Annotated in this window: 23 protein-coding genes; 10 read left to right on the forward strand and 13 right to left on the reverse strand. The window is 48.5% G+C overall.

Going from position 1 to position 24,791, the window contains the following annotated elements; all coding sequences use genetic code 11:
* The first annotated feature begins 691 nt into the window (after positions 1–691).
* From Q0991_RS03005 to Q0991_RS03020, 4 genes are all read left to right on the forward strand, one after another.
* Entirely contained in the window at positions 692–1,084 is a 393-nt protein-coding gene (locus Q0991_RS03005) for a hypothetical protein (RefSeq protein WP_299485384.1), read from the forward strand.
* A 65-nt stretch (positions 1,085–1,149) separates the two neighbouring features.
* Positions 1,150–1,917, forward strand: a complete 768-nt coding sequence (locus tag Q0991_RS03010; protein WP_299485386.1) for a hypothetical protein — start codon at positions 1,150–1,152, stop codon at positions 1,915–1,917.
* Between the two features lie 198 nt (positions 1,918–2,115).
* The gene (locus tag Q0991_RS03015; protein WP_299485388.1) at positions 2,116–2,460 is read left to right on the forward strand and encodes a hypothetical protein; all 345 of its coding nucleotides are present in this window, start codon (positions 2,116–2,118) and stop codon (positions 2,458–2,460) included.
* Between the two features lie 80 nt (positions 2,461–2,540).
* Positions 2,541–3,041, forward strand: a complete 501-nt coding sequence (locus Q0991_RS03020; protein ID WP_299485390.1) for a hypothetical protein — start codon at positions 2,541–2,543, stop codon at positions 3,039–3,041.
* 15 nt (positions 3,042–3,056) lie between these two features.
* On the opposite strand, the gene Q0991_RS03025 is transcribed toward Q0991_RS03020, so the two are convergent.
* Entirely contained in the window at positions 3,057–3,479 is a 423-nt protein-coding gene (locus Q0991_RS03025; protein WP_299485392.1) for a peptidylprolyl isomerase, read from the reverse strand.
* Positions 3,480–3,578: 99 nt separating this feature from the next.
* Between Q0991_RS03025 and Q0991_RS03030 the strand changes: the two genes are divergently transcribed.
* The 3 genes from Q0991_RS03030 to Q0991_RS03040 all read left to right on the forward strand — a co-directional run bounded on the left by Q0991_RS03030 (position 3,579) and on the right by Q0991_RS03040 (position 5,285).
* The gene (locus tag Q0991_RS03030) at positions 3,579–4,316 is read left to right on the forward strand and encodes a DUF2459 domain-containing protein (RefSeq protein WP_299485394.1); all 738 of its coding nucleotides are present in this window, start codon (positions 3,579–3,581) and stop codon (positions 4,314–4,316) included.
* Positions 4,317–4,402: 86 nt separating this feature from the next.
* Positions 4,403–4,960 carry an RNA 2'-phosphotransferase gene (locus Q0991_RS03035; RefSeq protein ID WP_299485397.1) on the forward strand — a complete coding sequence of 186 codons (558 nt, stop codon included), beginning with the start codon at positions 4,403–4,405 and terminating at the stop codon, positions 4,958–4,960.
* Positions 4,961–5,138: 178 nt separating this feature from the next.
* Positions 5,139–5,285 (forward strand): hypothetical protein, encoded by a 147-nt coding sequence (locus Q0991_RS03040; RefSeq protein WP_299485399.1) that lies wholly within the window; start codon positions 5,139–5,141, stop codon positions 5,283–5,285.
* 255 nt (positions 5,286–5,540) lie between these two features.
* On the opposite strand, the gene Q0991_RS03045 is transcribed toward Q0991_RS03040, so the two are convergent.
* Complete coding sequence (locus Q0991_RS03045) at positions 5,541–5,987, reverse strand: hypothetical protein (protein WP_299485401.1); 447 nt, start codon at positions 5,985–5,987, stop codon at positions 5,541–5,543.
* 237 nt (positions 5,988–6,224) lie between these two features.
* Here Q0991_RS03045 and Q0991_RS03050 point away from each other — a divergent pair, with 237 nt between their 5' ends.
* Entirely contained in the window at positions 6,225–7,625 is a 1,401-nt protein-coding gene (locus Q0991_RS03050) for an AAA-like domain-containing protein (RefSeq protein WP_299485404.1), read from the forward strand.
* Positions 7,600–11,121: an AAA-like domain-containing protein gene (locus Q0991_RS03055; RefSeq protein ID WP_299485406.1), complete on the forward strand. Its 3,522-nt coding sequence runs from the start codon at positions 7,600–7,602 to the stop codon at positions 11,119–11,121. Before Q0991_RS03050 ends, Q0991_RS03055 begins: the two co-directional genes overlap by 26 nt.
* On the opposite strand, the gene Q0991_RS03060 is transcribed toward Q0991_RS03055, so the two are convergent.
* From Q0991_RS03060 to Q0991_RS03105, 10 genes are all read right to left on the reverse strand, one after another.
* Positions 11,118–11,678, reverse strand: coding sequence for an FHA domain-containing protein (locus Q0991_RS03060; RefSeq protein WP_299485408.1), 561 nt, complete (start codon positions 11,676–11,678; stop codon positions 11,118–11,120). The genes Q0991_RS03055 and Q0991_RS03060 overlap by 4 nt on opposite strands.
* A gap of 201 nt (positions 11,679–11,879) precedes the next feature.
* A complete protein-coding gene (locus Q0991_RS03065) occupies positions 11,880–12,407 on the reverse strand; it encodes a DOMON-like domain-containing protein (protein ID WP_299485410.1) in 528 nt (175 codons plus the stop codon).
* The gene (locus tag Q0991_RS03070; protein WP_299485412.1) at positions 12,404–13,513 is read right to left on the reverse strand and encodes an aminoglycoside phosphotransferase family protein; all 1,110 of its coding nucleotides are present in this window, start codon (positions 13,511–13,513) and stop codon (positions 12,404–12,406) included. The genes Q0991_RS03065 and Q0991_RS03070 overlap by 4 nt, the downstream gene beginning before the upstream one ends.
* A 12-nt stretch (positions 13,514–13,525) precedes the next feature.
* A complete protein-coding gene (locus Q0991_RS03075) occupies positions 13,526–14,971 on the reverse strand; it encodes a serine/threonine-protein kinase (protein ID WP_299485414.1) in 1,446 nt (481 codons plus the stop codon).
* Between the two features lie 26 nt (positions 14,972–14,997).
* On the reverse strand, positions 14,998–15,987 hold the full coding sequence (locus Q0991_RS03080; protein WP_299485416.1) for a LysR family transcriptional regulator: 990 nt from the start codon (positions 15,985–15,987) through the stop codon (positions 14,998–15,000).
* Positions 15,988–16,251: 264 nt separating this feature from the next.
* On the reverse strand, positions 16,252–17,121 hold the full coding sequence (nadC, locus tag Q0991_RS03085; RefSeq protein ID WP_299485418.1) for a carboxylating nicotinate-nucleotide diphosphorylase: 870 nt from the start codon (positions 17,119–17,121) through the stop codon (positions 16,252–16,254).
* A gap of 93 nt (positions 17,122–17,214) precedes the next feature.
* Positions 17,215–18,603, reverse strand: coding sequence for an MFS transporter (locus Q0991_RS03090; protein WP_299485420.1), 1,389 nt, complete (start codon positions 18,601–18,603; stop codon positions 17,215–17,217).
* Positions 18,604–18,769: 166 nt separating this feature from the next.
* Entirely contained in the window at positions 18,770–19,027 is a 258-nt protein-coding gene (gene xseB, locus Q0991_RS03095; RefSeq protein ID WP_299485422.1) for an exodeoxyribonuclease VII small subunit, read from the reverse strand.
* On the reverse strand, positions 19,017–20,273 hold the full coding sequence (gene xseA / locus Q0991_RS03100; RefSeq protein WP_299485424.1) for an exodeoxyribonuclease VII large subunit: 1,257 nt from the start codon (positions 20,271–20,273) through the stop codon (positions 19,017–19,019). The genes xseB and xseA overlap by 11 nt, the downstream gene beginning before the upstream one ends.
* A gap of 76 nt (positions 20,274–20,349) precedes the next feature.
* On the reverse strand, positions 20,350–22,284 hold the full coding sequence (locus tag Q0991_RS03105; RefSeq protein WP_299485426.1) for a transglycosylase domain-containing protein: 1,935 nt from the start codon (positions 22,282–22,284) through the stop codon (positions 20,350–20,352).
* 359 nt (positions 22,285–22,643) lie between these two features.
* Here Q0991_RS03105 and tyrS point away from each other — a divergent pair, with 359 nt between their 5' ends.
* Entirely contained in the window at positions 22,644–23,858 is a 1,215-nt protein-coding gene (tyrS, locus tag Q0991_RS03110) for a tyrosine--tRNA ligase (protein ID WP_299485428.1), read from the forward strand.
* A gap of 212 nt (positions 23,859–24,070) precedes the next feature.
* Here the strand turns inward: tyrS and Q0991_RS03115 are convergent, their stop codons facing one another.
* Positions 24,071–24,757 (reverse strand): hypothetical protein, encoded by a 687-nt coding sequence (locus Q0991_RS03115; RefSeq protein ID WP_299485430.1) that lies wholly within the window; start codon positions 24,755–24,757, stop codon positions 24,071–24,073.
* Between the last annotated feature and the right edge of the window lie 34 nt (positions 24,758–24,791).

The raw sequence follows: 24,791 nt of genomic DNA on the forward strand, positions 1-24,791 counted from the left end.
AACTGATGTTCGTCCCACTTAACGGGAGTCGGCATCAATGGGTTTGGGGTACCGATAGCACTCAGCTATTGACATTGGCTCGAACTATGAACCCACATTGCCAGAGACATCCGATAAAAATAGGTGCGATCAGAACCGAAATAGTGTTCAAGTCTCTTAACACCAACCAGGAAGATTAGCTTCTCATAGTCTCATATAATATTCAAAAAGAATAAATCTCTTAATTTTTTCTCTAGGTGAGTGAATAATTTGTGAAAAATAGATGGAGGGGAAAAATTCCAGATTAAAGTTGCTGTGTGGGTTGAATTATTTATCGTTCAGAGCAAATTAACTTTCTAGACCTCTAATCTATACGATTGACCAGTAAGTTATTTTGTTCCTCGGTATAGTTTCAAACTCAATACAATAGACAAGATATAGTTTTGTAAAGTCAGTTGTCTAGGCCCATCAAACCAAGCTGTCATGGTTTGGAGCGTTGGGTGATGAGCAAGAAATATATTAAAAAGCACCGACAGGGGGATACCCAAAATGGGTAGTTGGTGCTAAAGGCGTTGGATGAATTCTTGTGCCAGCGTTGTTTATTGCTCTAACAACTAATCTGTTTCTAGCTATATTTGTTTGGACTTATGTCTTGGGCAAGCTTCTATCACCAAAGTCCATTGCTACTAAACACTTTCAGCGGTAACTACTCATGAAATTCCAAAAAATTGCACCTCTCGCAGTGCTACTGTCCCTCGGTGCTGCTCTACCTGCATCGGCAGGTTCATCTTATGTTAAGAATAGCTATGATTTAAGGAGCATCTACGACGGTAAGTCTACGACCAATATTCATGTGCACGAGACTTACAAGGCTGACACTTGGGCTCATTCTAGTGCAACCAAAAAAGAATGGGGGTACACAAGTGTAACTGAGCATAAAGATGGCCGCGATTTCAACGAATTTGAATCCTTCGACATCAAAACCACAAGCTATGCTCAGGAAGATGGCAGACTCGAGAGGGACGTGAGAGTTCATACTCATGAGTCCTATAAGTTTAGCGGATTTGAGAAGGATCACACCGTTTCTAGTGGTTTTGAATTCTAACTGAATTAATCAGCAAACTGAGGGGCAACACTATGTTGCCCCTGTCAATTCAGGAGAATATAATCATGTCTTCTCGCCTGCTCACTTGTGCATCAGTGTTTGGGATATTAATGATCTCAGCTAACTGTGCTTTAGCCCAAACGACCACTAATAATATTGATGCCCCCAATAATGCCACCTCTACAGCTAATCCTGCAGTGGATTTGAACCAACAAGGTTCATTGGTCAATACACAAGTTAATACTCACCCTTTGGGGCGTAGTATTGTTGGTCGAGGCGTCGCAGACTGTACCAGCAATGGTATTGCCTTTTCTGCTTTTGGCAATGGCATTGGTCCCTTTGATACCGGTACTCTGGGTGGTTCGTTTACCTATACTCACTCTTTTGGGATGGGAACGTGTAACGAATATGCTCAAACGCAGCTTTCAAAAGCTAAGTTAGAGAACTGTTTGCTACTGATTAGTAACTATTCCAAGATGGTCAAAGCCGGTGTCAAAGTCAGTTATCAAGCACTCAAGACCATTGGTGGTGTTGACTGTCCTCCAATCGCAGTTCAGAGTGCAGTAGCTCCGACAAATGGCCCACTTGGGCGTAATGCTGTTCCAGCACCGCAAAATCATCGGCCCCAACCTATTCTGTCTCACCCCGAACAGCCGGAACAGCCACAACCTCTCCCTCAGCATATCCCGCCGAATCACCACCAGGTTCGGCAGCAGCAAAATCCCCATTATCAACATCAGCACAGTCCTCAACACCAAGTTCCTGTAGCGACTCCAGTGCAACATGAACCCACACATCAGCAGCAGCCACAGAACTTTAATGCTTATCGGTAAGCTGAAGAATTGCCAAAGATGTGACCGAAGAGTCGTGCAAACTGAAAATCTTTTGCTGTGAATAAGCGCTAGTGAATTTCTATGCCCATCGTCTAGGGCCATCACTGTACAGCTTAGGTAGGTTTTGTTGTGCAAGTGAATAATTGTGAAATCGTGAAATATTTCTGTATACCCTTTTTGTTAATCGTTACCGGAGTTGTGACTAAGCCTGCTATGGCTCAGGGTGTTTTCGCAACGACCGTAACGACCTTCCAAATGTCTCCAATGGGACATACCGTCATTGAGCGCAGAATTAATGACTCTGTTCAAACCAGTGAAAGTTCAGTGTCTTTGACGACTGACAGCCAAAGTGGCTCCTCCCAAACATCTAATTCGGAAGAGGGGAAAACGACACGAACGAACTATAACTATGGAACCACTGCAACAAGCGTTGCTATCGAGAATATTGATATCACGCGGGAAGTGAAAGTTGAGTTCCGTGAAGAATATAACTACAGCGAGTTTTCAATCGATAATAGCTCTTCTACGGGTTATAGTTTTTAACCTTATTTCTGTTCAGACCAGTGCAAGCTCAAGCATCACTCTCAAGACAAACGGCCTCTGGCTCAAGGGTAGGGGTTGTGATGCTTCTTGTTGCGGTAAAAGTTGTATTCATTCCTACTCTGAGTGTGGCTCAGACAACTAATACGATTGATGCCAGTAATTCAGCAGAATCGAATGTGAGTCCTGATCTGGAATTGCAGCAAAGTGGGATATTAACGAATTCCCAAAGAGGGCCTCGCCCATTAGGTAAATCAATTGTGGGTAAAGGCCTCAGCGATTGTACGACAAGTGGCTTAGCACTATCAGTGTTTGGCAATGGTGTGGGGCCATTTGATACAGGCTCTATCGGTGGCTCGTTCACCTATACCCAATCAGCAGGGATGGAGGCTTGCAAGCGCCATGCACGTTCCCAGCTAACTCGCATCAAACTGGAAACGTGTTTATTACTAATCAGTAATTACTCCAAGATGAAAAAGGCAGGCATTAAAGTGAGCTATGAAGCTTTAAAGAAGGCTTCAGGCGTTGAATGTCCTAACCTAACGTTGGAACAAATTGTGCCGGGTGCTGCCATCAATAATTGAAGAATCTTGCAATCTCTACTCGTCGGAGATTTTGACGGAGAGAATCTTATCTCCTTGGCCAATGGCATTAACCACGTCCATATCTTGGGTTTGGCCAAAGGTAGTATGCACCCCATCCAAATGGGGTTGGGGGGCATGGCAGATAAAAAATTGACTGCCACCTGTATCCCGACCCGCATGGGCCATGGAGAGGGTACCGGCAAGATGTTTATTTTCGTTAATTTCGCACTTGATGGTGTAACCGGGCCCGCCCGTACCGGTTCCTTTAGGACATCCCCCTTGAATCATAAAATTAGGAATGACGCGGTGGAAGTTTAAGCCGTCATAAAATCCTTTATTAGCAAGGTCGACAAAATTCTTGACGGTGTTAGGCGCGTCTTGATCGAATAAATCAAGATGAATCGTGCCTTTGTCTGTTTCCATGGTGGCTTTGGTCATGATGGTCTTAACGCGTTGATAGTGTTGGCAACTCTGGCATCCTATCTTGGGACCTATGGGAATGCAAACTCGCCGCAAAAATGAGCGCAGCGTAAGCTTATGCAAACAGGTCAATTCTGGCAAAACATCATTCGTAAAGGTTGGGCAGTGCTGAAAAAGCGCCGCCGTTGCATTACCATTTTACTTATCCTCAACGGCGGATTGTGGGGCGTTCCTGCCCTATATATGGCCCTATTTACTCCGCCTAAGCCAGCGATTCATCTCCCCAGTATTCAGCAACTCCAAAAGCCACTCTATGATTTATACGTTGTTAATTGGGGTTTTCATACTGCAATCATCCTGGAGCAACCGACTGGCTGGCGCTTGGGACCGCACAATCACCCCCAGGCACGCTATGTGGAGTATGGGTGGGGAGATAAGCAGTTCTTTATGTATTCAGATACGTCAATTTCGACAACTTTGGCAGCGGGAGTGCTACCCACGGCCTCTGTCATGTATGTACGAGGTAGAGACCAGGTACCTACGGCTAAAGACCAAGTGCGCCAACTCTATTATCGACAGGTGACGTCGCAACAGCTCTACGATCTGATTGAGGCGCTTGAGCAAAGTTTTTTGCGTCACAATGGTAAACGGGTAGAGCCCTATCCCAGCGTTCCTGCTTTTGTGGGTCAATTCTATCCAGGGCGGGAGTACTATGTGATCTGGTCCGATTGCAATGCCTGGACGGTCAGACATCTCCAAGCGATTGAGGTTGCCTCCCCTGTGATACCCGTTATTTTGTCTGAACAAGTGGGGCCAAGTTTAAAGGGATTTCAACTTATTTTAGGAGCGGAATAGATACCTTCATTCTGAGTGTTCATTTATTCTTGGAAGAGTCTTGTGCAATAGCTGCTCCGTTTTGATGCTTAAAAGCTTGTTCTGGTATGGATAAACAGTTGAAATCCGTGAGTAAATTTCTAAGTTATGTGTTGCGCCATCGACCGGATGCGATTGATTTGAAGTTAGATTCTGGGGGTTGGGCAAACATTTCTGAATTACTTCAATGTGCTGCCAACCACGATCATGTATTGACGGAAGAAATCATTCGAGCGGTAGTGGTTCAGAATGACAAACAACGCTTTCGATTAAGTGATGATGGCCAACTGATTCGCGCCAACCAAGGTCACTCTATTCCTGTTGATTTGGATTTACAGGCTTTGAACCCTCCCTGCCCATTATTCCATGGGACGGCCAAACGATTTCTCGAATCAATTATGGCGAGAGGGCTTTTGCCGTCCGGTCGACAATATGTGCATTTATCAACAGCGTATGAGACTGCGATCGCTGTCGGGAAACGTCACGGACACCCTATCATTTTGGAGATCAAGGCCCAGCAAATGCATCAGGATGGATTTCTATTTTATCGCTCTGAAAATGGGGTTTGGTTGACGGAATATGTTCCTGCCAATTATTTAGTAGAAATCAATAAAGATATAGCTTAAAAATATAGTAATAATCTACTATTGCGGAAGCAGAATAGAAAAAATATAATTAAGGATATTCGAGATAAGGATATGCAAAAGAATACCGAATAAGACAATAATGCATATGTTTCGAATGGTGTAATTGTGCTTTGAGACCGCACTCCGATAAATTGTTTATTTTTAAAAATGTTCTGCCATGATTATCAAGACTTTATTCGTATCCCTTAGTGTTGTCTTGATCAGTGGACTGAGCGTCTCCGCCTATCGGTATCGTGTCGATCAGAACATCGATGCACCTCCGCAGCAAACCAACCCAGACTGTAAGTACCCGCCCTGTGACTAACCCTTCTTGTGACTAATAGGGGAGCCCTGTGCTATCTCAGTTCAACCTCTGGAACGACGGACTCGTCAAGGTTATAGGCCGGAATTTCAGTAAAAAAAGCTGGACATAGGACTTGAGCATCGCGCGGATCAGGCGTGTCTCTTTCCCAGACTCTTACGCAAAAAAAAGCCCAGTTGCCTCTGAGAAATCAATGGCAACTGGGCAACAGGCTTATCTAGCTACTACCAAACGGATACCGTTTGCCAGTGAAGGCTTTTAATCATCATCATCATCGTCGTTTTTATTGCCGTTATAGATCCAGCGCTCCAGCTTATCGCGGAAACCTTCCTGTCGCTTTCTTCTACGCCAAATCTCATATTCGCGATCGCGACGATTCCAGTAATCATCATCATGTCGATGTTTTTCCCAGCGACGACGTTTTCGCCAATAGCGATCTCGATCTCTTCTCCATTTTTGTCGATCCCGCTTTCTTTGCCGATGCCAGCGATCATAATCACGGTTATGACGGCAGCGGACGCGGCCATAACGACGCCAACAATATTTGCGACGCCAAGAGCGATTCTTGTGCGCAATTAACGAAGAGGCGTTCTCTTCTTGTATTTGCTGGGGACTTTCTTGGCTTAGAATAACCGCTTGGGCCGGCGAGATAATTGCCACTGCACCCATCATTACGGCTGCCAACATCACAGAGGATTTAGCCATTGCTTTTTTCTCAGCTTTATCGGTGACTCTCAAGTGCTAGATTAGGTTCAAAGCTGAAGGATGTCAGTCTAAAAACCTCCGAAAAAAAAGCCAAAAAATATAGAAAATTAATCGTGTGAAAGTGGAAAAATGTAGAACTAAGTGGAATCATGATTCCACTCATCGACTGTGTTACCCCTCCAGTCAGAGGTTCTTCGCCCTATTTCTAGTTCTGACTTAAGTGGGTCATGGTAACAGATGAAACCACAGCAATGGGATAAGTTTTTAAAGCAAACAGCTCAAGAATTTGGCATTACGGGTAAAGTCAGAGACATCTTTCTGACTCGGTTTGCCTATGAAAATTGGCGAAAACCGGATAAAGAAATTTGGCCCATGGCTCAATCCGCGAGTCTTGAATCGTATAAGAAACAAATGACAGCAATTTATGCTGCTTTTACCGCCAATCCGGCTCAGGGATGCACAGATCTAAATGCCTTGAGTAAGGGACCGGGGAAATTCAATGTTTTGCGAGATTGGTTACAAGAAACTCGATATGCAGAGTGGATTTATACTCCATCTACAGATCGGGCGACCAATATGTCCATCTTGAACTATCGGACCCCTTTACCTGCAGAATCCCCTTTTTACATCGAACGACCACCAACAGAGTCAGACTGTTGGCAAGCGATTCAGCAGCCTGGCGCACTGATTCGGATTAAGGCCCCCGCTCAAATGGGTAAAACCTCGTTGCTGCGTCGGCTGTTATTTCAGGCCCGAATGACGGGGTATCAAGTCGTATATTTGAATTTCTTAGATGCAGAGACCTCTATCTTTTCTAGCTTAGATAAAGTCTTACAGTGGTTTTGCGCCAATATCTGCCGTGAATTGGGATTAGCGCTCCAGTTCGAACAATATTGGGCAGAAGATATCTATGGTAGTTTGATGAGCTGTAAATCTTATGTGCAAGGCTATTTACTCCCCAACGTTGACAATGCCTTGGTATTGGGGCTCGACAATGTTGATCGCCTGTTTGAGTATCCGCTAATTGCGCAAGACTTTTTACCCATGCTCCGATCTTGGAATGAAGAAGCGAATACCCAGGCGATCTGGCAAAAAATCCGCTTAGTATTGGCTCATGCTACGGAAATTTATATTGATCTAGATGTCCACCAATCTCCGTTCAATGTGGGGTGGCCGATTAAGTTGTCTGGGTTTAACGTCGAACAACTGCGGGCCGTCGCTCAGTTGTATCAGCTGGAATCGAAGCTAGCGGCCCTGTCTCCTCGTTTTTTTCAAGATCTAGACACTTTATTGGGTGGACATCCCCATCTGGTTCATTTGACCTTTGATACCCTCCGTCGTCGGATGATTCCGCCGGAAGAACTACTCCAGCAAGCACCGACCCAAAGCGGGATTTACGGCGAACATTTGCGAGGTCTATGGACGACCTTGCAACGTCAACCCCAATTAGCCGCAGCGATGCAGCGAGTGATAGCTGACTATCCCAAAGCACGGTTAGAGCCGATTCAAGCGTATCAACTTGAAAGTATGGGATTGGTTCACTTGGTCGGAGATTGCGCCCAACCCAGTTGTGAGCTGTATCGTCAGTACTTTGCCAATCGACCGATTCATTATGACTCCAACAGCGCTGGCATATAAAGTTGGGGGCAGTCTCGGCTACAATCACCCGTCTTACGTTATCCGCCAAGCGGATACGGAACTGCTGAATGCCCTTCTGAACGGCGACTTTTGCTATGTCTTTAATAGCCGTCAGATGGGAAAATCCAGCCTCAAGGTGCGGGCCATGCATCAGTTGGCGCAGGACCACCGTTGTGTCTCGATCGATATGACCGTGACGGGCAGCCAAGTGCAGGGACAACAATGGTATGCCAGCCTGATTGTTCAGCTCTGCCAAGGACTTGCCCTCAGTCATTCCCTTCAGCTGAAACCCTGGTTCCAGGACCATGCCCATTTACCCCCTGTGCAACAGTTGCAGCAATTTATCGAAGATGTATTGGCACAATACTTGCCCAACAACAAGATTTTTATTTTTATTGATGAAATCGATAAAACCTTAAGCTTGCCGTTTATCGTCGATGATTTTTTTGCCTTGATTCGGTGGTTTTACAATCAGCGAGCTGAGAATGACCTTTACAAACGGTTGACGGTTGCCTTATTTGGCGTGGCTACACCTGCCGATTTGATTCAAGACAAGACGCAAACGTTATTCAATATTGGCCATGCCATTGAACTAACGGGGTTTACTGCCACAGAAGCCCAACCCTTGGTGCATGGCTTGCCGTCTCAGGTGGACCATGGGCAAGCTGTGGTTCGAGAAATTTTGGAGTGGACGGGCGGACAACCTTTTCTGACCCAGAAGCTCTGTCAGTTGGTGACTCAATTAGAGGTGCCGATCCCAGCGGGACAAGAACAGACCGTCATTGCTGGGCTGGTGCGATCTCAGATCATTGACCATTGGCCCACCCAGGATGAACCCGTGCATTTGCGCACTATTCGGGACCGTCTTCGCCACCCTCCCGACCGCACGGGACAACTATTAGGGCTGTATCGACGTATTCTCGATCAGGAGACGGTGGTGGCGGACGGCAGTGTTGCCCAGGGAGAACTGCAACTGTCTGGGCTGGTGGTCAAACGCCAGGGGGTTTTGCGGGTTTACAATCGCATTTATCAAGCGATCTTCAACCATGCCTGGATTGAACAGGAATTAGCCAGCCTGCGTCCCTATGCTGCCATGATGCAGGCTTGGGAGGCCTCGGAACGCGAAGATACCTCGCGGTTGCTCCGGGGTAAAGCCTTACAGGATGCCCTGGACTGGTCTCAGGATCAGCAGCTCAGCAATCAGGATTATCAGTATTTAGCCGCCAGCCAGGCCCTGGATAAACAAATTGCCCTAGAAACGGAGCGCAAAGCCCGCGATTTAGAGCGTCTAAGTACCCAACTCGATGCTGAAAAACGGGCGAAACAAGCTTTGGCCAAAGCCTATGCCGATGCCAAACGGAAGCTGAGACTGGGGACGGGAATTCTCACCCTATCCTTGATCGGTGCGATCGCAACTGCGCTGTGGATTAATCATGCCTTGCAGCAGCAGCGAATTGCCCAAACGCAATCTATTGAATGGGCGGGTAAAAGCGCTTTACAACAATTTGACTTTGACCAAGTTGTGGCGCTGCTAACGGCCATGGAAGCCGTGCAAAATCTTCAGCCCCTCGTTCGCAATCATCGATCCTTACACCAATACCCCACGACAACACCCGTGATTGCTTTGCAAGAAATTTTGCAACATATTTGGGAGCGCAATCGCCTGGAAGGCCATGAAGCCACCGTCAATAGCTTGAGCTTTAGCCCGGATGGTCAGTCCATTGCGACTGCATCGCGGGATGGCACCGTGCGGCTCTGGAATTTACAAGGTCAAACCCTACAGATTTTGTCTGGGCATCAGGGTGATGTATACAACGTTGTCTTTAGCCCGGATGGTCAACGACTCGCAACGGCAGCCAAAGATGGAACCCTCCGACTCTGGACGCTGGCAGGCGAAACCCTTCAAGTTCTGCGCGGCCATCAAGAGGATGTCTATGATCTCAGTTGGAGTCCTGATAGTCAGCTGATTGCCTCTGCCTCCAAGGATGGAACAGCCATTGTGTTCGACCGCTACGGCAAGGAATACAGCCGGTTTACCCAGCATCAAGATTCCGTGTATGCCATTAGCTTTAGTCCAGACAGTCAGCGGATCGCGACAACATCTCGAGACAGCACGATTCGAATCTGGACCATCACAGGGGAGCCCCTAGCCGTTCTAAGGGGTCATCAGGGAGCGGTGTTCGATGTCGCCTTCAGTCCCGATGGTCAACAGATGGTGACTGCGGGGGCGGATCAAACCGTGCGGCTATGGACAGAGACAGGTCAACCCCTCCAGGTCTTGAGAGGTCATCAAGGCGCTGTCTATGACGTGAGTTTCAATGCTACGGGTCAATGGTTGGCTTCAGCGTCGGGGGATAAAACGATTCGCTTATGGAGCGCTGCGGGGCAGTCCTTACAGGTTCTAAGGGGGCATCAGGGGGCTGTCTTTAGTGCCAAATTTAGTCCTCAAGGGAACCTGCTGGCGACCGCCTCCAACGACGAAACAAATGTTCATTTGTGGCAAGTCCGTTTCAATGCCTTAGAGCAGCAGCAGCGACACATGCAACGCAGAATAACCAGTCTGGGCTTTAGTATGGACGGTCGGCAACGGGTGACCGCTTGGAACGATGGGGAGATCGAGATCGGCAAAAACTTGCAATCAATGCGGAAGCTAAAGGGGGGGCTTAAAGCGATTAGCAGCCTTAGCTTTCATCCGCCCCAACAGTTACTCGCTGCGGCAACTAAGCAAGGAAAAGTACAGCTCTATCAACGGGATCAACCAATTTCTACCTTTGTGGCCCACCCAGACACCATTTACAGTGTCCAAATCAGTTTCGCTGGAGACCGGATTGGGACGGCTTCCCGAGACGAAACCCTTAAGTTATGGTCTCCCAATGGTCAGCAACAGGCGGTGCTCAAGGGGCATCAGGGGGCGGTGTATAGCCTCCGCTTTAGTCCTGATGATCAGCAGATCCTCAGCACTTCCTCAGACGGTACCGCTCGCCTGTGGTCTCGGCAGGGTCAACTGCTGGCCCAATTACAAGGGCATCAAGGGGCAGTCTATGACGGGCGGTTTAGCCCTGATGGCCACACCATCGCCACTGCTGCTGAAGATGGTCGAATCCGCTTATGGACGACCCAAGGTCAACTGATTCGCGCCTTTCGCAACCAGCCAAGTTCAGTCTATCGATTGCGCTTTAGTCCAGATGGACAGCGGGTTGCAGCAGGCTCGACAGACGGCAACATCCAAATCTGGGATTTGCAAGGTAACCTACAGATGGAATTTGATGGTCATGCGGCCGTGATCCAAGATCTCAGTTTTGATTTAGAGGGTCAACAGTTAACCACTGTGGCGAGTGACGGTTCGGTGCAGGTGTGGCCCCTCTCCGCTTCTCCTCAGCAGCATCTGGAAACGCTGATGCAGCGCGGCTGTCGCTGGTTAGCCGATTATTTAATCAATCATCCCCAACCCCAATTATCGAGCTGCCCCCAGCCAGCCAAACGAAAGCCTAGCTAGGCTTTCTTCGGTGCTTTCTTAAAAAACATGGTGGGCGGTAGCTCTTCTTCTTCGGGGGGAGAGGTGCTATACCCGTTGGAGCGACTCCCTTGCTCCCCAGACAGGGTGGCATTGGGATTGAAGGTATGGGGCAGGGTACTGCGAATATCTAACCCTTCAACATTAATGTGATTGAGGCCGGAGGGGGACATGGTCAGCAAACGATAGGATGCTTTGACATTCCCCAGCATAATGGCATCCCCTTCGACTAGGGTGTGGGATGTGGTGCGCTCACCATTGATCATGACCCCATTGGTACTCAGTTTGCCAGTGGCATCCCCATCGACGATGCGATAGCTATGGCCCGAGCTATTAGACCCAGGAATGCGCAACAGCATGGCATGAAAGCGGGACACGGCCTTAGAAGCCGGTAAAACAATTGAATTTTTTTTATCTCGGCCTAAGGAATACGTGGGAGATTCCAACAACACACAACGCATACCTTCCTCTTCTTCGATCATCAGGACATGGCAATCTTGGGTAACCACGGTCGGTGAAGCTGGAGCTTGTACATTCATAATCTCTAGGACCAAAGAAGGACTGCTGAGGAACGGCCATTATTTGTGACACTGATCTTAAGTTAAGGGGGGCAAGCAGCCTACAACCACCGTAAATCCTCGGAATTTTGCCGATGTTTTTTGTTGTTTACAGATAAAAATCAACCGATTCCCTCTAGTAGTGGCGCTAATGAATGTCCTCGGAGAATAGGTGGGGCTACCTTAAATTTGGAGGATAAAGCTGTCCCGTTGATGAAAATCGGCCTGAGGACCACAGTGCGTTAAGGCCCAGTAGGATAGGGAGGTTTGGGGAGATTGAATGACAGCACAAATCGCCACGTCTAGGGGGTAGGCAACTGCCTCGATTGAAGCGAGATCGAAGGTGAGGGATAGGGTAAATGAGGATATCCCTAACTGCACCTGAAAGGGCAATGCGTTTACGGCCAAAGCCTCTTGTAAATTATGGCGATAGGACTCGAGGTGAAACACATTCCAACTGCCTGTAGGGGATAGATTAAACTCCCAGTAATTGGGCTGCTGAGGGAGACCGAGGAAAAATTCAAAGCAAGTTCCTTCCCATAGATCGTACTGGCGAGTGGGCGGGTCAGAGGAAGCGGGAAGAATAACTTGATCTAGGTTGCCAGAGAGATGATAAGCGATCTCAAGTTGATTCCCCTGTCGATCTAAGGTGCCAGTAATGGTGACATCTGGATGGGGCTGGGCAAAGGGTTGGAGGGTAAAAGCAGTCATCGGAGGGATTGAACCAGGGCTTGAATCTCTTCCGCTTGAGCTTCAATACTCTCTGTCAGCTTGAACTGAACTAAAGCACGGTTGAGATTGTGGTCTGGATGCTTGACTTTGAAATAGACATTACCCGCAAGATAGTCCGTAAAGAAGCGCAACCCCAACTCAAAGGCAATCAGGCGAATGGCATCATAGAGGTAATCATAATCCTCTGGGGTGAGGAAGGACTGGGCTACGGCCAAGTAGCCCTGCAAAATTCGCTGGCACAGGGTCAGATCAAACCGAACCATTTCCCATTGCTCCGTTTCTTCGCCCAAGGCGTTACAGCCGGAACGGAGGCAATCCCCAATATCGTAGTGAATTAGCCCAGGTTTTACGGTATCGAGATCGATCACACTCACCGCCTGCTGGGTATCCGTATCCATCAAGATATTGTTGATCTTGGGATCACCATGCATTAAACGAAGCTGGAGTTTGCCGTCGGCTTTAGCGGCCTCGAGCACATGGGTATCTTGTTTGCGATCGCGAATGAATTGCAAACAATATTCTACTTCGGGTGTTAGCTCAACCTGGGTATCTTGCACCTGCTCAAACTGCTGTAAATATTGGGGCGTAATGTGAAACCCTTCTAGGGTATCTGCCAACTGTTCTGCCGGAAGATCGCTAATCAGATGGTGAAACATACCCAGAGCATAGCCCACCTCTTCCGCCTGATCGGGCGTCTGGATCTCCTGTAAGGCTTGGGCCGTTTCAATAAAGCTCATGGCCCGCCAAAAGTCGCCGTTAGGGCTGACCCAATGATCCTGATGAGCTTGGGTAAGGAGGACTCGGGGGACTTCCCAGCGACGGTGATAGCGATCGGTTTGCAGCCGCTGGCAAACATGTTCTGAATAGGCCCGAATGTTCCGCATCACCAGTTGGGGCTGCTGGAAGACCTGAGTATTCATGCGCTGCAAAATAAAGCGTTGATCAGGCGCTGAGTCTAACGTCACCAGAAATGTACTGTTGATATTCCCTTGACCAAATTCCTGGATATCAACAATGGTCCCTGCAGACTTAAACTGTTCTGCGACCAACCAAGGGGATGAACTGGGTGGGAGAGGATCACTCATGAGGCTAAAGAATCAAAGAAACCGGGATAAAAAACCATAAATCAGTCGAAACACTAGGCTCAGCGTCATCAACACCAAACTAGACACGATACCTAACAACACAATCGCTTGAATGGGATTGCCGCCTTGCAACGCCGGGACAAAGACAATGATCCCCAGGGTGATGACTGCAATGATCACCAAATCAACGCGTTCAATCCATTTCTGCAATTGGCTATAGACCAAAACGGCAACTAGACCGAGCCAAAAACCACCGCTGATCAAGGTGGTGCCTAAAAAGCTGGTGAGGGCGACAGCTAATAAGCCTCCCTCAAACCCCGTGAAGGCAGCTCTTCCCAATAAACGGATGAGGGAAAAGGGTGGGGGTGGTGCTTTTGCGCGTACGGGAGCCGGAGCGACTGCCTGAGGCGCAGGGGCCGCAGGTGCCGACAAGGGAGGTGCCTGTGGTGCAGGCTGGCTATAGTTGAGAGATTGGCCTAGGCTGGAGCGAGGCTGTCCCAACTCAGCTAGAACTTCTGCCGCAGACTGAAATCTTTTTTGGGGCGACGTCTCTAACATCTTGTCTAGAATCAAAGCGAGGCGATCGCTCACCTGAGTATGGGGGCGCCACCGCCACTGATTATGGGACGTGTCAAATAAGTCATTGGGAACTTTACCCGTTAACAGCACAATACAGGTAACAGCCAAGGCATATAAATCAGACGAGGAAAACACCTGATTGCCATGGGTTTGCTCTGGGGGCGCATAAAAGGGGGTATAGATGCTGGTGGCCTTGCTAGGCGTCGGAGCAGCTACGTTAGCAACCTGCTTCACGGCCCCGAAATCCAGGAGGTACAGCAGCCCATTGCCCGTTTGGGTCATATTGGTTTGCGTGTGGCGCATGATATTCGAGGGTTTGATATCCCGGTGAATCGAGCCGTTCTCATGCACAAACTGGAGGACGGGTAAAAGTTCTTGCATCAGTTCAAGAATTTCTTTCTCTTGGAACTGACTTTTGTCTTCTAATTCTTCTTCTAACGTTTTGCCATCAATAAATTCTTGGACTAAATAGAAAAAATCTTCCGCCGGTTGAGACCCGCGCCCCGACACAGGGAGCTCAAAAAAGGCAAATAAATCGGGGATTTGGGGATGTCGACCCAGTTTCTCTAGGACTTCGGCTTCCCTCTGAAAAAGGTTTTGGGCCATTTGCATCTGATTGGGGCCTAGACCTGTCGGCTGGAACTGCTTGACCACACATTGGCGTAAGCCAGGTGTATAGCGATCGCAAGCCAGAAACGCCGCCCCAAACCCACCCTTGGCCAGCAGTCGGGAGGGTAAATATCGTCCGATCAAGATCAAGGGCATCCCACAGCTCAAGCAAAACTTTTGTTGCACCGTTTTGAGGGTCTGGGGATTGTCTAGGTCAGCAAAAAAGTTACTCGGACGCTGACAATGAGGGCGGGTACAGTAAATCTCCATTGAAGCGTTGCAGCTACTCGCAAGAACTAGTTGGTGGCAGAGGTGACGAGTTCGGCATCGCCAGATGGAGTCGTAATCCTTTTCAAGTCTGAGGATAGGGTACTAAACTGAGGCAAAATCTCTGAGATAAAAATCTCCGCCGCTTTGGAGCGATATCGATTGGGATTGATAATTAGAGATAGTATTCTCTTTATAGCTACATTCTCAATCTTGACCCGTTTCAAGCTGCCTAACTCTAACTCTTTCTCAATCGCAGATGTGGAGACAAAGGCAGCTCCTAAGCCAGACTGAACGGCATTTTTGATCGCCTCAATGGAATTCAGCTCCATTTCAATTTTTAACAAACGGGGGTCGATATTACCTCGCGTCAGGATTTGATCGATCACTTTGCGAATCGTAGACTGAGCATCCAAAGTGATAAAGCTTAGCTTGTATAGATCTTCCCGCTGAATCACTGAAGACTCAGCCAGAGGATGGGATTCCGGCAGAATCAACGCTAACTCATCTTCAGCATAGGCCGTCATCTCTAGGGATTCTTGCAGTTCCAGCGGAACTTCTCCCCCGATAATCGCTAAATCAACCTGCCCATTGACAATACTCCAACAGGTCCGACGGGTGGAATGAACATGGAGTTGGACCGCCACATCAGGATAAGCCCGACGGAATAAACCGATAAGACGAGGCATCAAGTAGGTTCCCGTGGTCTGGCTGGCCCCAATCACTAGCGTACCGCCCTGCAAATTCTGTAAATCTTCAATAGCACGGCACGTTTCTTGGCAGAGGGCCAAGATCTTATCTCCATAGTCCAGTAAGAGGTGACCGGCTTCAGTCAACTGAGCCCGGCGACCGCCTCGATCAAAGAGCGGTACAGCTAGCTGCCGCTCTAAGTTCTGGACTTGAAGACTCACTGCGGGTTGAGAAACATATAAACTATCAGCGGCACGCTTGAAGCTACCCTCCGCCGCAATGGCCTTGAGAATGCGGAGTTGATCAAGCGTAAACGGAAGGTCAGACATGGGGGATGACCTGCATGTAAGACAATAAAAGTGGGGCTGTGGTCAAGATATTCTAAGTTAACCGCAAAACGTAGCAGGTCGCACTGATTGTTGGTTTTTGCATCCCCCCTGAGCGGGGTTTAGATCCTGATCTGCAGGACTGATTGGTAGCGCTAGAACCCTTGAAAACCCTTTCAAACCTGCCGATGTCGACGAGTATGGGTTGGATGCCATTAATTCTTAAGTTTTGTTGCCTAAACCGTCCCCAGAGGGTGACTGGCTTACTCAACCCATAAACTTAAGGCTGAAGTCGAGCCACTGGGCTTGAGTGATGGTGGCACTCGTGGAGATGTAATCCACTCCCGTCTCGGCGACAGTGCGAATCGTTTGCAGATTGATATTGCCTGAAGCTTCAATAATGGTCCGATGAGACGGGGAATAGGATCGGATCAACTGGACGGCGGCCTGCATCTGCTCCACAGACATATTGTCAAGCATAATAATATCGACTTGATGGGCAAGGGCCTGCTGAACCTGCTCTAGGGTTTCAGTTTCGACTTCAATGGCCAGTGGGAAAGGGACGTGCTGACGGATGCAACGAACTGCCTCGCCAATGCCGCCCGCGGCAATAATATGGTTATCTTTAATCATGACCGCATCGTCAAGGCCCAGGCGGTGATTGATGGCTCCTCCAACATGAGTGGCATATTTTTCTAGCATTCTAAGGCCAGGGGTAGTCTTACGGGTATCGACGAGTTGGGTCGGTAGATCCGCAATCTGCTGGGCATAGGTACGGGTCAGGGTGGCAATGCCACTCAGCGGCATGATCAAGTTGAGAGCGACGCGTTCCCCCATTAGCAAGGCACTCATGGGTCCTTTTAGCTGGGCTACGACGGTTCCCGATGGGCAGGTATGGCCATCCTGAACCAGGGGTTGAACGTCTACTTCAAGGCATAGCAGGTGAAACACTCGCTGAAATAAGGGCAAGCCTGCAATAAGCCCTGGCTGCTTCAGTCGGAGTTCGGCTTGTCCCCACGTCGTATCAGACTCGACAGGCCACAAGGCTTGAGTGGTAAGGTCGCCCCGACCCAGATCTTCAGCCAGCCAGGATTTTAGCGATGGGTCCAGAATCAGCCAAGGAGGTAAATGTGCCACAAGTCTCTGATGGATAGATTATATCGTTAGAAGCAGTACAGGCCTGCCGTTCGATGACAGCAATGCCCCTCAAAATTGCCCAGACAGTCCTGATTAGGGTTCATCAATGACGTCCATTTGTGGCGGTGCTTGACGAGTGGATGTTTCTTCGCCTAGCCGCTTTTCCCGTAACTTTAAGAGGATTTCCGCATGGACTTCACGGGAAATGGGATAAAAATAAGCTAACAGTAAACCGATTAATAAGATAACGGTCGGCAACGGACCAATAATGACACGAATCGCCCATAACGCGGCTGCTGGCTGATTTGGGATCGGCTCGCCTGGGGGGGGTGAAATAAATCCTGAAGCCTCCAGTGCCTGGCCGACGAGGAAAATTCCTAACGCGAGTCCCATCTTTTGAAGGAACACCATAATGGCATAAAAAACACCTTCTCGCCGCTCCCCTGTTTTGAGTTCATCCAATTCAATAACATCCGGCAACATGGACCAGGGCACCAGATACGCTGTTGCGACGCCAACACCCGAAATCACACTGAGGAAATATAATCCAGCCACTTGGCCAGGTTGTAAAAAGAATAAGCCCCCTTGAGCAACAATCCATACGGACATCCCCAAGAAATAAACCATCCGTTTCCCCACCCGTTCACTGACGGCTGTCCAGACAAATAACATGACGATGGCAACCGCTTGAACCGTAAGCGCAATCCAAGTGTCACCGTCATATTCCATCCACTTAATCACGAAGAAACGGAGATTGGCAGCCGTGAGCTGGAACGCTAACCAAGAGCAAAAGTAAATCCCAATAACATACAAAAAAGGACGGTTGGAAACCGCAATTTTTAACTGAGCCAGGATAGGAAGAGGTTTGGTTTGCGTGTTTGGGTCAAATCGCTCTTCAGTCCCCCACACACACCAATACAGTGGCAATACGGATATGACGGCACAAGCCAGCCCTAACACCCAATATTGTTGGATGGGATTCTCAATAACGCCTTTAATCAGAATCTCTAACAGCAACGCCAAGATGCTACCCACAATCGAAAAGGTGAACCGAAAGCTATTTAGACTGGTTCGTTCATTAAAATCCTGAGAGATCTCGGCAGTAAGGGCTGTATAGGGAAGATTAACGGCAGTAAAGGCCAAATTAAAGAAAATAGAGATTAGGATGTAATACCAAAACAGCCCCCAGGGACTGAGATTTGGAACAAGCCACTGTAAAAAGAAAAATAGACCAAAGGGGAGAGAACCCATTAAAATCCATGAGTGTCGTCGCCCCCATCGAGAGCGAGTGCGATCGCTCATGACACCAATAATGGGATCATTGATGGCATCGCTAATTTTGCCAATCGCAACAATTGCCCCGGCCATGCCAGGACTTAAGCCAGCGACCTTGGTCAGAAAAAATAATAAAGAGAAAGCCAGTAACGTTGCAGTAATTCCTGCACCCATATCACCCGCACCATAGGCGAGTTTGGTTTTCATACTCAATTTCCCAACGGTTGGAGCTATGGGATTAGTCATGGTATTGCAAGAGCGTCTATGACCTCCAATTGTGCCTTACTCCTTGCCCATTGCTAAATTTCTTCCTAAAAACGTTCCAATGATTGAGTAGTGCTGCCCCAAAGGAGACGGGAGTTAGACGTGTGACCTAGAAATCAGTCTCATCTCCCAGTTCTTCGATCAGTAATTCCATTTGACCTTGTCGGTCCGCTAAGAACATTTCACACTGCCGGAGATAGGTAATTGCAGTTGTAAACCGCTCAAAGACATCCGCTAAATCTAACTGCCCTGTCTCAATGTCATTAATAATGGTTTCGACTTCGCGGATGGTATCTTCATACCGCCAGTCGGAGGGGAGGTTCACTTCGTTTTGAGCCATCGATGGATCGCTGGGATTAGCTTTCATCATCTGATTCCCTGGGTGAGGACGGTAGTGCCGTTACACGAGCCATAAAATGGCCTTCAGCCAACTTGATTTGGAGTTCTTGATTGACTTGTAATGTGTGGGTATTGCGAACAATTTGATGGTCTGGGGTTTGGACAAGCGCAAATCCGCGCTGAAGGACTTGAGTCGGATCAAGAGCGATAAGTTGCTGCTGTAAAAGCTGTTGGTGTTGTTGAGCCTGCCCCAGCTGCTGTTTGACGGTTTGGTGGAGGTGGGTTTGTAGGCGAGATCGCAACACCTGTTCTCGCTCGAAGCGGCGGTCCAACTGTAATCGTCGTAGGCGTGTTTTTTGGGCCAGCAGGTGTTCGTGAGCGACATCGAGCTGGCGATTGAGAATAATATAGAGACAGGCAATACAGTTCCGATAGGCCGCCTGCCAATCGGATAAGGGCGAAATATACTCAGCCGCAGCTGTAGGGGTGTGAGCACAAACATCTGCCACCAGATCGGCGAGGGTTTCATCCCGCTGATGTCCAATGCCGGAAATGACTGGAATAGGACATTCTGCAATAGCCCGCACCACCCGCTCATCATTGAAGCAGGCTAAATCCTCCGCCGCGCCTCCCCCTCTGGCCACAATCAACACATCCGCTCTCCCATCCTGAATCACGCGGTCAATGGCTACCACGATGGCCTCTGGGGCCTGTTTACCCTGAACTAGGGTAGGCGATAGCAGAACGTGCAATCCTGAATGTTGGGCCTTTAAGGTGCGTTGAATATCCCCCCAAGCCGCCGCTTGAGGTGAGGTGACAACGCCAACGGTTTGGGGATAGGCCGGGAGCGGTTGTTTATGCAGGGGATCAAAGAGGCCTTCACGGGTTAAACGCTCCCGGAGTTGCTGATAGCGCAGTGAGCGTAATCCTTCCCCGGCGGGAAAGAGTTGCCAGGCCATTAGCTGATACTGGCCACGTTGCGGGTATAAGCGAATCCGGCCCAACACCAAAACTTGCTCACCCACCTCAGGCTCAATCACCAGTTGCTCACAGTAGCTATTCCAAACCACACCGTGAATGGAGGCAGCTTCCTGCTGATCCTGGAGGGTAAAAAAGAAGCCACTCCGATGGCGAACCGCACTCGACACTTCTCCTTCGACCCAAACTTGAACGAGCAGCGGGTCGTCTTCCAGTAAGGCCTGAATGTAATCCGTCAACCCCTTAACGGACAACACCTCAGGGGGCACTAACAAATTGGGCTGATAGGATGTCATCGCAGATTTCTGGTTCCATCAACAGAACGATAAAGCAGGCCATCCAGCCGTTTGGCCCCATGAAGTCTGGCCTAGTTTAGCCACCCGGCTTTTGAAAACTACTGGGAGACTTAAAATATTCCACTCGCTGATCCGCGAGAGCTTTACTCATAAAATCGCGCCATACGGGGGCTGCATAGCTTCCTCCTGATGCCCCTCTTCCCATCGGCGAATAGTTATCATTTCCAGCCCATACTGCCGTGGCGAGCTGAGGGACGTAGCCGACAAACCAAACATCCCGTTCTGAAGAGGTGGTGCCGGTTTTACCAGCAGCGGGTCGGCCAATTTGAGCAGCGGTCCCCGTGCCGCCACTGATAACGGCTTGCAGAGACTGGGTTAGCGCAGCAGAGGCCCAGGGATCCAGGACTAGCTTGGGCTGAGGGGTATTATCTAAAATCAACCGCCCGCTGCTATCAGTGACTTGGGCAATGGCGGTGGTTTCAGATTGCCAACCATTATTGGCAAACGTTGCATAGGCTGACGCCATTTCTAAGGGGGTTAAGTCGACCGAGCCCAAGGGTAAAGAAATAACCGGGGGAATCGGGCTTTTAATGCCTAACACTCGACAAATATCAATGACTTTCTCCACCCCAACTTTTTGGCCCAGAACAACGGCTGGAATATTACGGGAGGTGGCTAAGGCTTGCCGCAGGGACATGGACCCCCCATAGGTTTTGTCATAGTTCAAGGGCGTATAGCCCCGAGCGGTGCCATCATTAAAGGTGACCTTTTTGTCATTGATGATGCTACTGGGCGTAAATTTCCCGGAGGCATAGGCCGCATAGTAGACAAACGGCTTAAAGGCAGAACCCGGCTGGCGGATCGATTGGGTGGCTCGGTTAAATTCACTTTTCTGACTATCAACCCCTCCCACGATCGCCTTAATAAAGTGGGTGCGGGGGTCGACGGCCACTAACGCCATTTGATCAGCAGCATAGGAAATGCGCCCTTGCCCCCATTTCACGGAATCTTCGGCAATTTCCTGCATTTTTAAGTCGATAGTGGTTTGAATTCGCATCCCCCCTTTACTGAGGGCATCTTTGCCGAAGCGACGGGTCAATTCCTTAATCACTGTATTCGTGACATAGGGAGAGCGACTAAGTTGAAAGGAGGTTACCTTACCAAATTTCAATGGGGTATCTAAGGCGGCTTGCTCTTCTTCAGCGGTAATCCAGTTCAGCTCTTGCATCCGATTCAGCACAACCGCTTGACGCCGTTTTGCGATCGCAAGGGTTTCATCGGTCACAGAATCAAAATCGAAGGGGCTGAACTCTTCCGGGGCTTGAATAATGCCCGCCATCATCGCCGATTCCGCTAAATTCAGGTCGGCGGAAGATTTATCGAAATAGCTGCGGGCTGCGGTTTCGACACCATAGGTATTATGTCCCCAATACACCTGATTGAGGTACATTTCTAAAATTTCGTCCTTCTTAAACAGCTTCTCCAGGCGCATGGCCAGGACGGCCTCGGCAACTTTCCGCCCCAATTCCCGCCGAGGCGTCAAAAACAGATTTTTAACCAGCTGCATGGTGAGGGTGGAGGCCCCTTGCCGTGTTTCCCCAGCCTGCAGGTTAATCACCGTGGCGCGCAAGATCCCGTAGGGATTGATGCCATCATGCTTATAGAAGTTGCTGTCTTCAATCGCCAACACGGCCAACTTCAGATGGGGAGAAATATTATCTAAGGGGACGACTTCCCGGTTTTCTTCATCGTGAAGGCTCGCCAGAATTTTGCCGTTGATATCGTAAATATGGGTGGTCTCGTTGGGAATATAGCCCTTTAAGGACCTTACATCCGGGAGATTGCGAAAGCTAATCGCCACTCCCATTAAGCCCCCTGCAACAGCAGCACTGGTCAACATCGTCGTGATCAGGATGGTTGAACCCGCTGCTTTGCCAATTCCGCCAATAAAACTTGTGCCTCGGGACAAGTGACTGGGGTGTTTTTGGCTGGCAGTTTGCGATAAAGACACAGCAGATTTACATCCTCTTTCGAACAGTTTTGAAATAGTGACTCCCCAGGGATCATACTAGCAATTTTGGCCCACGGGATTAGCCAGTCCATGGAGAGAGCGAGGGCAAGCGCAATCGAGCGATATTGGGCGACAAGGAGTCTAAAATTGAGATTGAGCATAGCTTACCATTCCTATTCCCTGCCCAGCCACAATTTACTTTCATAAAGAGAAAATCAAATTATCTCCCCTGCCGTGAACCCTCCCGCCTTGAAGATGAATGGCACAGCAATGGCATACTAGAAGTTGCTTTAGAGGGGTGGTCTCAACTGGAAACGTTGATGCAGACCCTCCGTTGTTAATCTATACTGTCCTCACCCATGGTAGATGCCGTGTCTTCGTTACTCCAACGGGGCGTTAGCGATATTTTTCCCCATCAAGCCGACTCACAACAGGCAGATGAAAATTTAGCCTTGCGACTCAAAACAGCGGATAAACCGTTGCGTATCAAGCTGGGCATTGACCCCACCGGCACTGATCTCCATTTAGGTCACAGCTTACCCATTCGTAAACTTCGGGCGTTTCAGAATTTGGGCCATACAGCCGTTTTGATTATTGGCGATTTTACCGCTCGTCTGGGGGATCCAACGGGCAAATCAGAAGTCCGTCGTCAGCTGACAGAGGCAGAAGTCAAGCACAATATTCAGACCTACTTGGAGCAAATCAAGCCCATACTGGATTTCGATACCCCCGATCGCTTGGAGATTCGATATAACGCTGAATGGTTATCCAACATTGATTTGGCGAAGACCTTGGAACTGCTGACCACAATGACCGTCGGCCAGATGCTGGCGAAAGAAGGCTTTGCGGAACGGTACCAGCAGGGGACACCGGTCTATTTACATGAGTTTCTATACCCCTTGTTGCAGGGGTATGACTCGGTGGCGGTCAAAGCTGATGTAGAGTTAGGGGGAACGGACCAAAAATTCAATATTGCAGTGGGGCGAGATTTACAACGGCATTTTGGTCTGCGCCCACAGTTTGGTCTCTTGACCCCCATTCTGATCGGGACGGATGGCGTGCAAAAAATGTCCAAGTCTTTGAATAATTATGTGGGCTTGGCTGAAGATGCGGTCAGTATGTATTCCAAACTGGAGAAGACGCCTGATGCATTGCTAGCAGACTATTTTGAGCACCTTACAGACTTGCCCTTAACAGAACTACCCGAAAATCCCCGAGAACAGCAAAAGCTTTTGGCCCATACTTTGGTGAGCCAGTATCACAGTGTTGCGATCGCAAATCAAACCCAACAATCCCTCGCCGCCATGGTGACCCAGGGGGATATGAGCCAAACCGATGTGATTCCTGAATATTCCCTGGCAGAGGTGACCTTCCCCGTCAAATTGTTCTATTTGCTGAACGCTAGTGGTCTATGTTCCAGCAGTAGTGATGCTCGTCGCCAAATTAAGGGAGGGGCCGTCAAACTGAATGGCACAAAAATCATCGAGGTTGATCAAACCTACGACCAGCCAGATAATCTGCTTGGGGCCGTGCTACAAGTGGGCAAAAAGAAGTTTATTCGATTCTCGCCATAAACGTCCTGATCCACTTAGGTTGAAAGCGCCTGATTCTCCGATGGTTCAGAATTTTTTCTCTATAGCCTTTTTTCCCATAAACTTGGAAGCTCAACACGCTTATCGCGATGCATTATTTCGCTACATCCTCGATCGGTATGTGTCTCTATCCTCCTAAAAATGAGTCATCGATAAGGACAATCGTTACAATGCCTTAAAAGGCTGCAGAACAATCAAGGCAGAAGATAAAAAGTATTAATACTCTTCTTAAAGCTAGGCAACCTTTGGTCAAACTCATCGGCGCTCGTTGTATAGGTAACAACCCATACAGTACTATTTCTGTCTTTGATTATATACTGCAATATTCTTGTTTCAATCCCATTTAAGGTTGCTTTCCAAGTCAAATTCCCTGCTTGGTATCTATCTAAAGATACAATTTCTCGGTCTATAACTTTAAATTGGGAAGGCAATTGCTTGATGGTTAGATCTATAAAATCATCGATAGAGACAGTGGATAACACGGGTTCAGCAGTAATGTTGACATTTGTTACCTCTCCCAATGGGCCAATATTTGAATCAAAAGCTAATAGAAGCAATAGGTCTCTGCTTTGCTCAATAATTTGAACCATCTTGTCAAAGTCGGACCCCATTTGCTTCGCTCTAGCAATGATTAAATCTACATCCTTCTTGATGTTTCCTCCTTCATAGCTTTCAGGCAACCATAGTTCTGCCTTTTCGATTGCAAACTTCTTCCACCCTGGGATAGGAGTAGATGGCCCTGAATCCCCATTAGTCGGCTGTGAAGGGGTTGATTCGGAAGTTGACTTTGGAGTTGAACCTTTGTTGTCTTGGCTGCAAGACAGGGAACTGAACAATAAAAAAAACGCTGTGAGACTGGCTGCGATATATTTCGTGTACATAGTTCCAATCTACTAATTTCCAAACTTAAGACTC

Origin of the sequence: Acaryochloris sp. IP29b_bin.137 (assembly GCF_028285745.1) — a bacterium.
Taxonomy (GTDB): Bacteria; Cyanobacteriota; Cyanobacteriia; order Thermosynechococcales; family Thermosynechococcaceae; genus Acaryochloris.

What these genes read in the sequence shown, in the direction of transcription:
- Q0991_RS03005 (WP_299485384.1), top strand. Translation starts at nt 692, where the DNA reads ATGAAATTCCAAAAAATTGCACCTCTCGCAGTGCTACTGTCCCTCGGT.
- Q0991_RS03010 (WP_299485386.1), top strand. Translation starts at nt 1,150, where the DNA reads ATGTCTTCTCGCCTGCTCACTTGTGCATCAGTGTTTGGGATATTAATG.
- Q0991_RS03020 (WP_299485390.1), top strand. Translation starts at nt 2,541, where the DNA reads ATGCTTCTTGTTGCGGTAAAAGTTGTATTCATTCCTACTCTGAGTGTG.
- Q0991_RS03025 (WP_299485392.1), bottom strand. Translation starts at nt 3,479, where the DNA reads ATGACCAAAGCCACCATGGAAACAGACAAAGGCACGATTCATCTTGAT.
- Q0991_RS03030 (WP_299485394.1), top strand. Translation starts at nt 3,579, where the DNA reads ATGCAAACAGGTCAATTCTGGCAAAACATCATTCGTAAAGGTTGGGCA.
- Q0991_RS03035 (WP_299485397.1), top strand. Translation starts at nt 4,403, where the DNA reads ATGGATAAACAGTTGAAATCCGTGAGTAAATTTCTAAGTTATGTGTTG.
- Q0991_RS03040 (WP_299485399.1), top strand. Translation starts at nt 5,139, where the DNA reads ATGATTATCAAGACTTTATTCGTATCCCTTAGTGTTGTCTTGATCAGT.
- Q0991_RS03045 (WP_299485401.1), bottom strand. Translation starts at nt 5,987, where the DNA reads ATGGCTAAATCCTCTGTGATGTTGGCAGCCGTAATGATGGGTGCAGTG.
- Q0991_RS03050 (WP_299485404.1), top strand. Translation starts at nt 6,225, where the DNA reads ATGAAACCACAGCAATGGGATAAGTTTTTAAAGCAAACAGCTCAAGAA.
- Q0991_RS03055 (WP_299485406.1), top strand. Translation starts at nt 7,600, where the DNA reads ATGACTCCAACAGCGCTGGCATATAAAGTTGGGGGCAGTCTCGGCTAC.
- Q0991_RS03060 (WP_299485408.1), bottom strand. Translation starts at nt 11,678, where the DNA reads ATGAATGTACAAGCTCCAGCTTCACCGACCGTGGTTACCCAAGATTGC.
- Q0991_RS03065 (WP_299485410.1), bottom strand. Translation starts at nt 12,407, where the DNA reads ATGACTGCTTTTACCCTCCAACCCTTTGCCCAGCCCCATCCAGATGTC.
- Q0991_RS03070 (WP_299485412.1), bottom strand. Translation starts at nt 13,513, where the DNA reads ATGAGTGATCCTCTCCCACCCAGTTCATCCCCTTGGTTGGTCGCAGAA.
- Q0991_RS03075 (WP_299485414.1), bottom strand. Translation starts at nt 14,971, where the DNA reads ATGGAGATTTACTGTACCCGCCCTCATTGTCAGCGTCCGAGTAACTTT.
- Q0991_RS03080 (WP_299485416.1), bottom strand. Translation starts at nt 15,987, where the DNA reads ATGTCTGACCTTCCGTTTACGCTTGATCAACTCCGCATTCTCAAGGCC.
- Q0991_RS03090 (WP_299485420.1), bottom strand. Translation starts at nt 18,603, where the DNA reads ATGAAAACCAAACTCGCCTATGGTGCGGGTGATATGGGTGCAGGAATT.
- xseB (WP_299485422.1), bottom strand. Translation starts at nt 19,027, where the DNA reads ATGAAAGCTAATCCCAGCGATCCATCGATGGCTCAAAACGAAGTGAAC.
- xseA (WP_299485424.1), bottom strand. Translation starts at nt 20,273, where the DNA reads ATGACATCCTATCAGCCCAATTTGTTAGTGCCCCCTGAGGTGTTGTCC.
- tyrS (WP_299485428.1), top strand. Translation starts at nt 22,644, where the DNA reads ATGGTAGATGCCGTGTCTTCGTTACTCCAACGGGGCGTTAGCGATATT.
- Q0991_RS03115 (WP_299485430.1), bottom strand. Translation starts at nt 24,757, where the DNA reads ATGTACACGAAATATATCGCAGCCAGTCTCACAGCGTTTTTTTTATTG.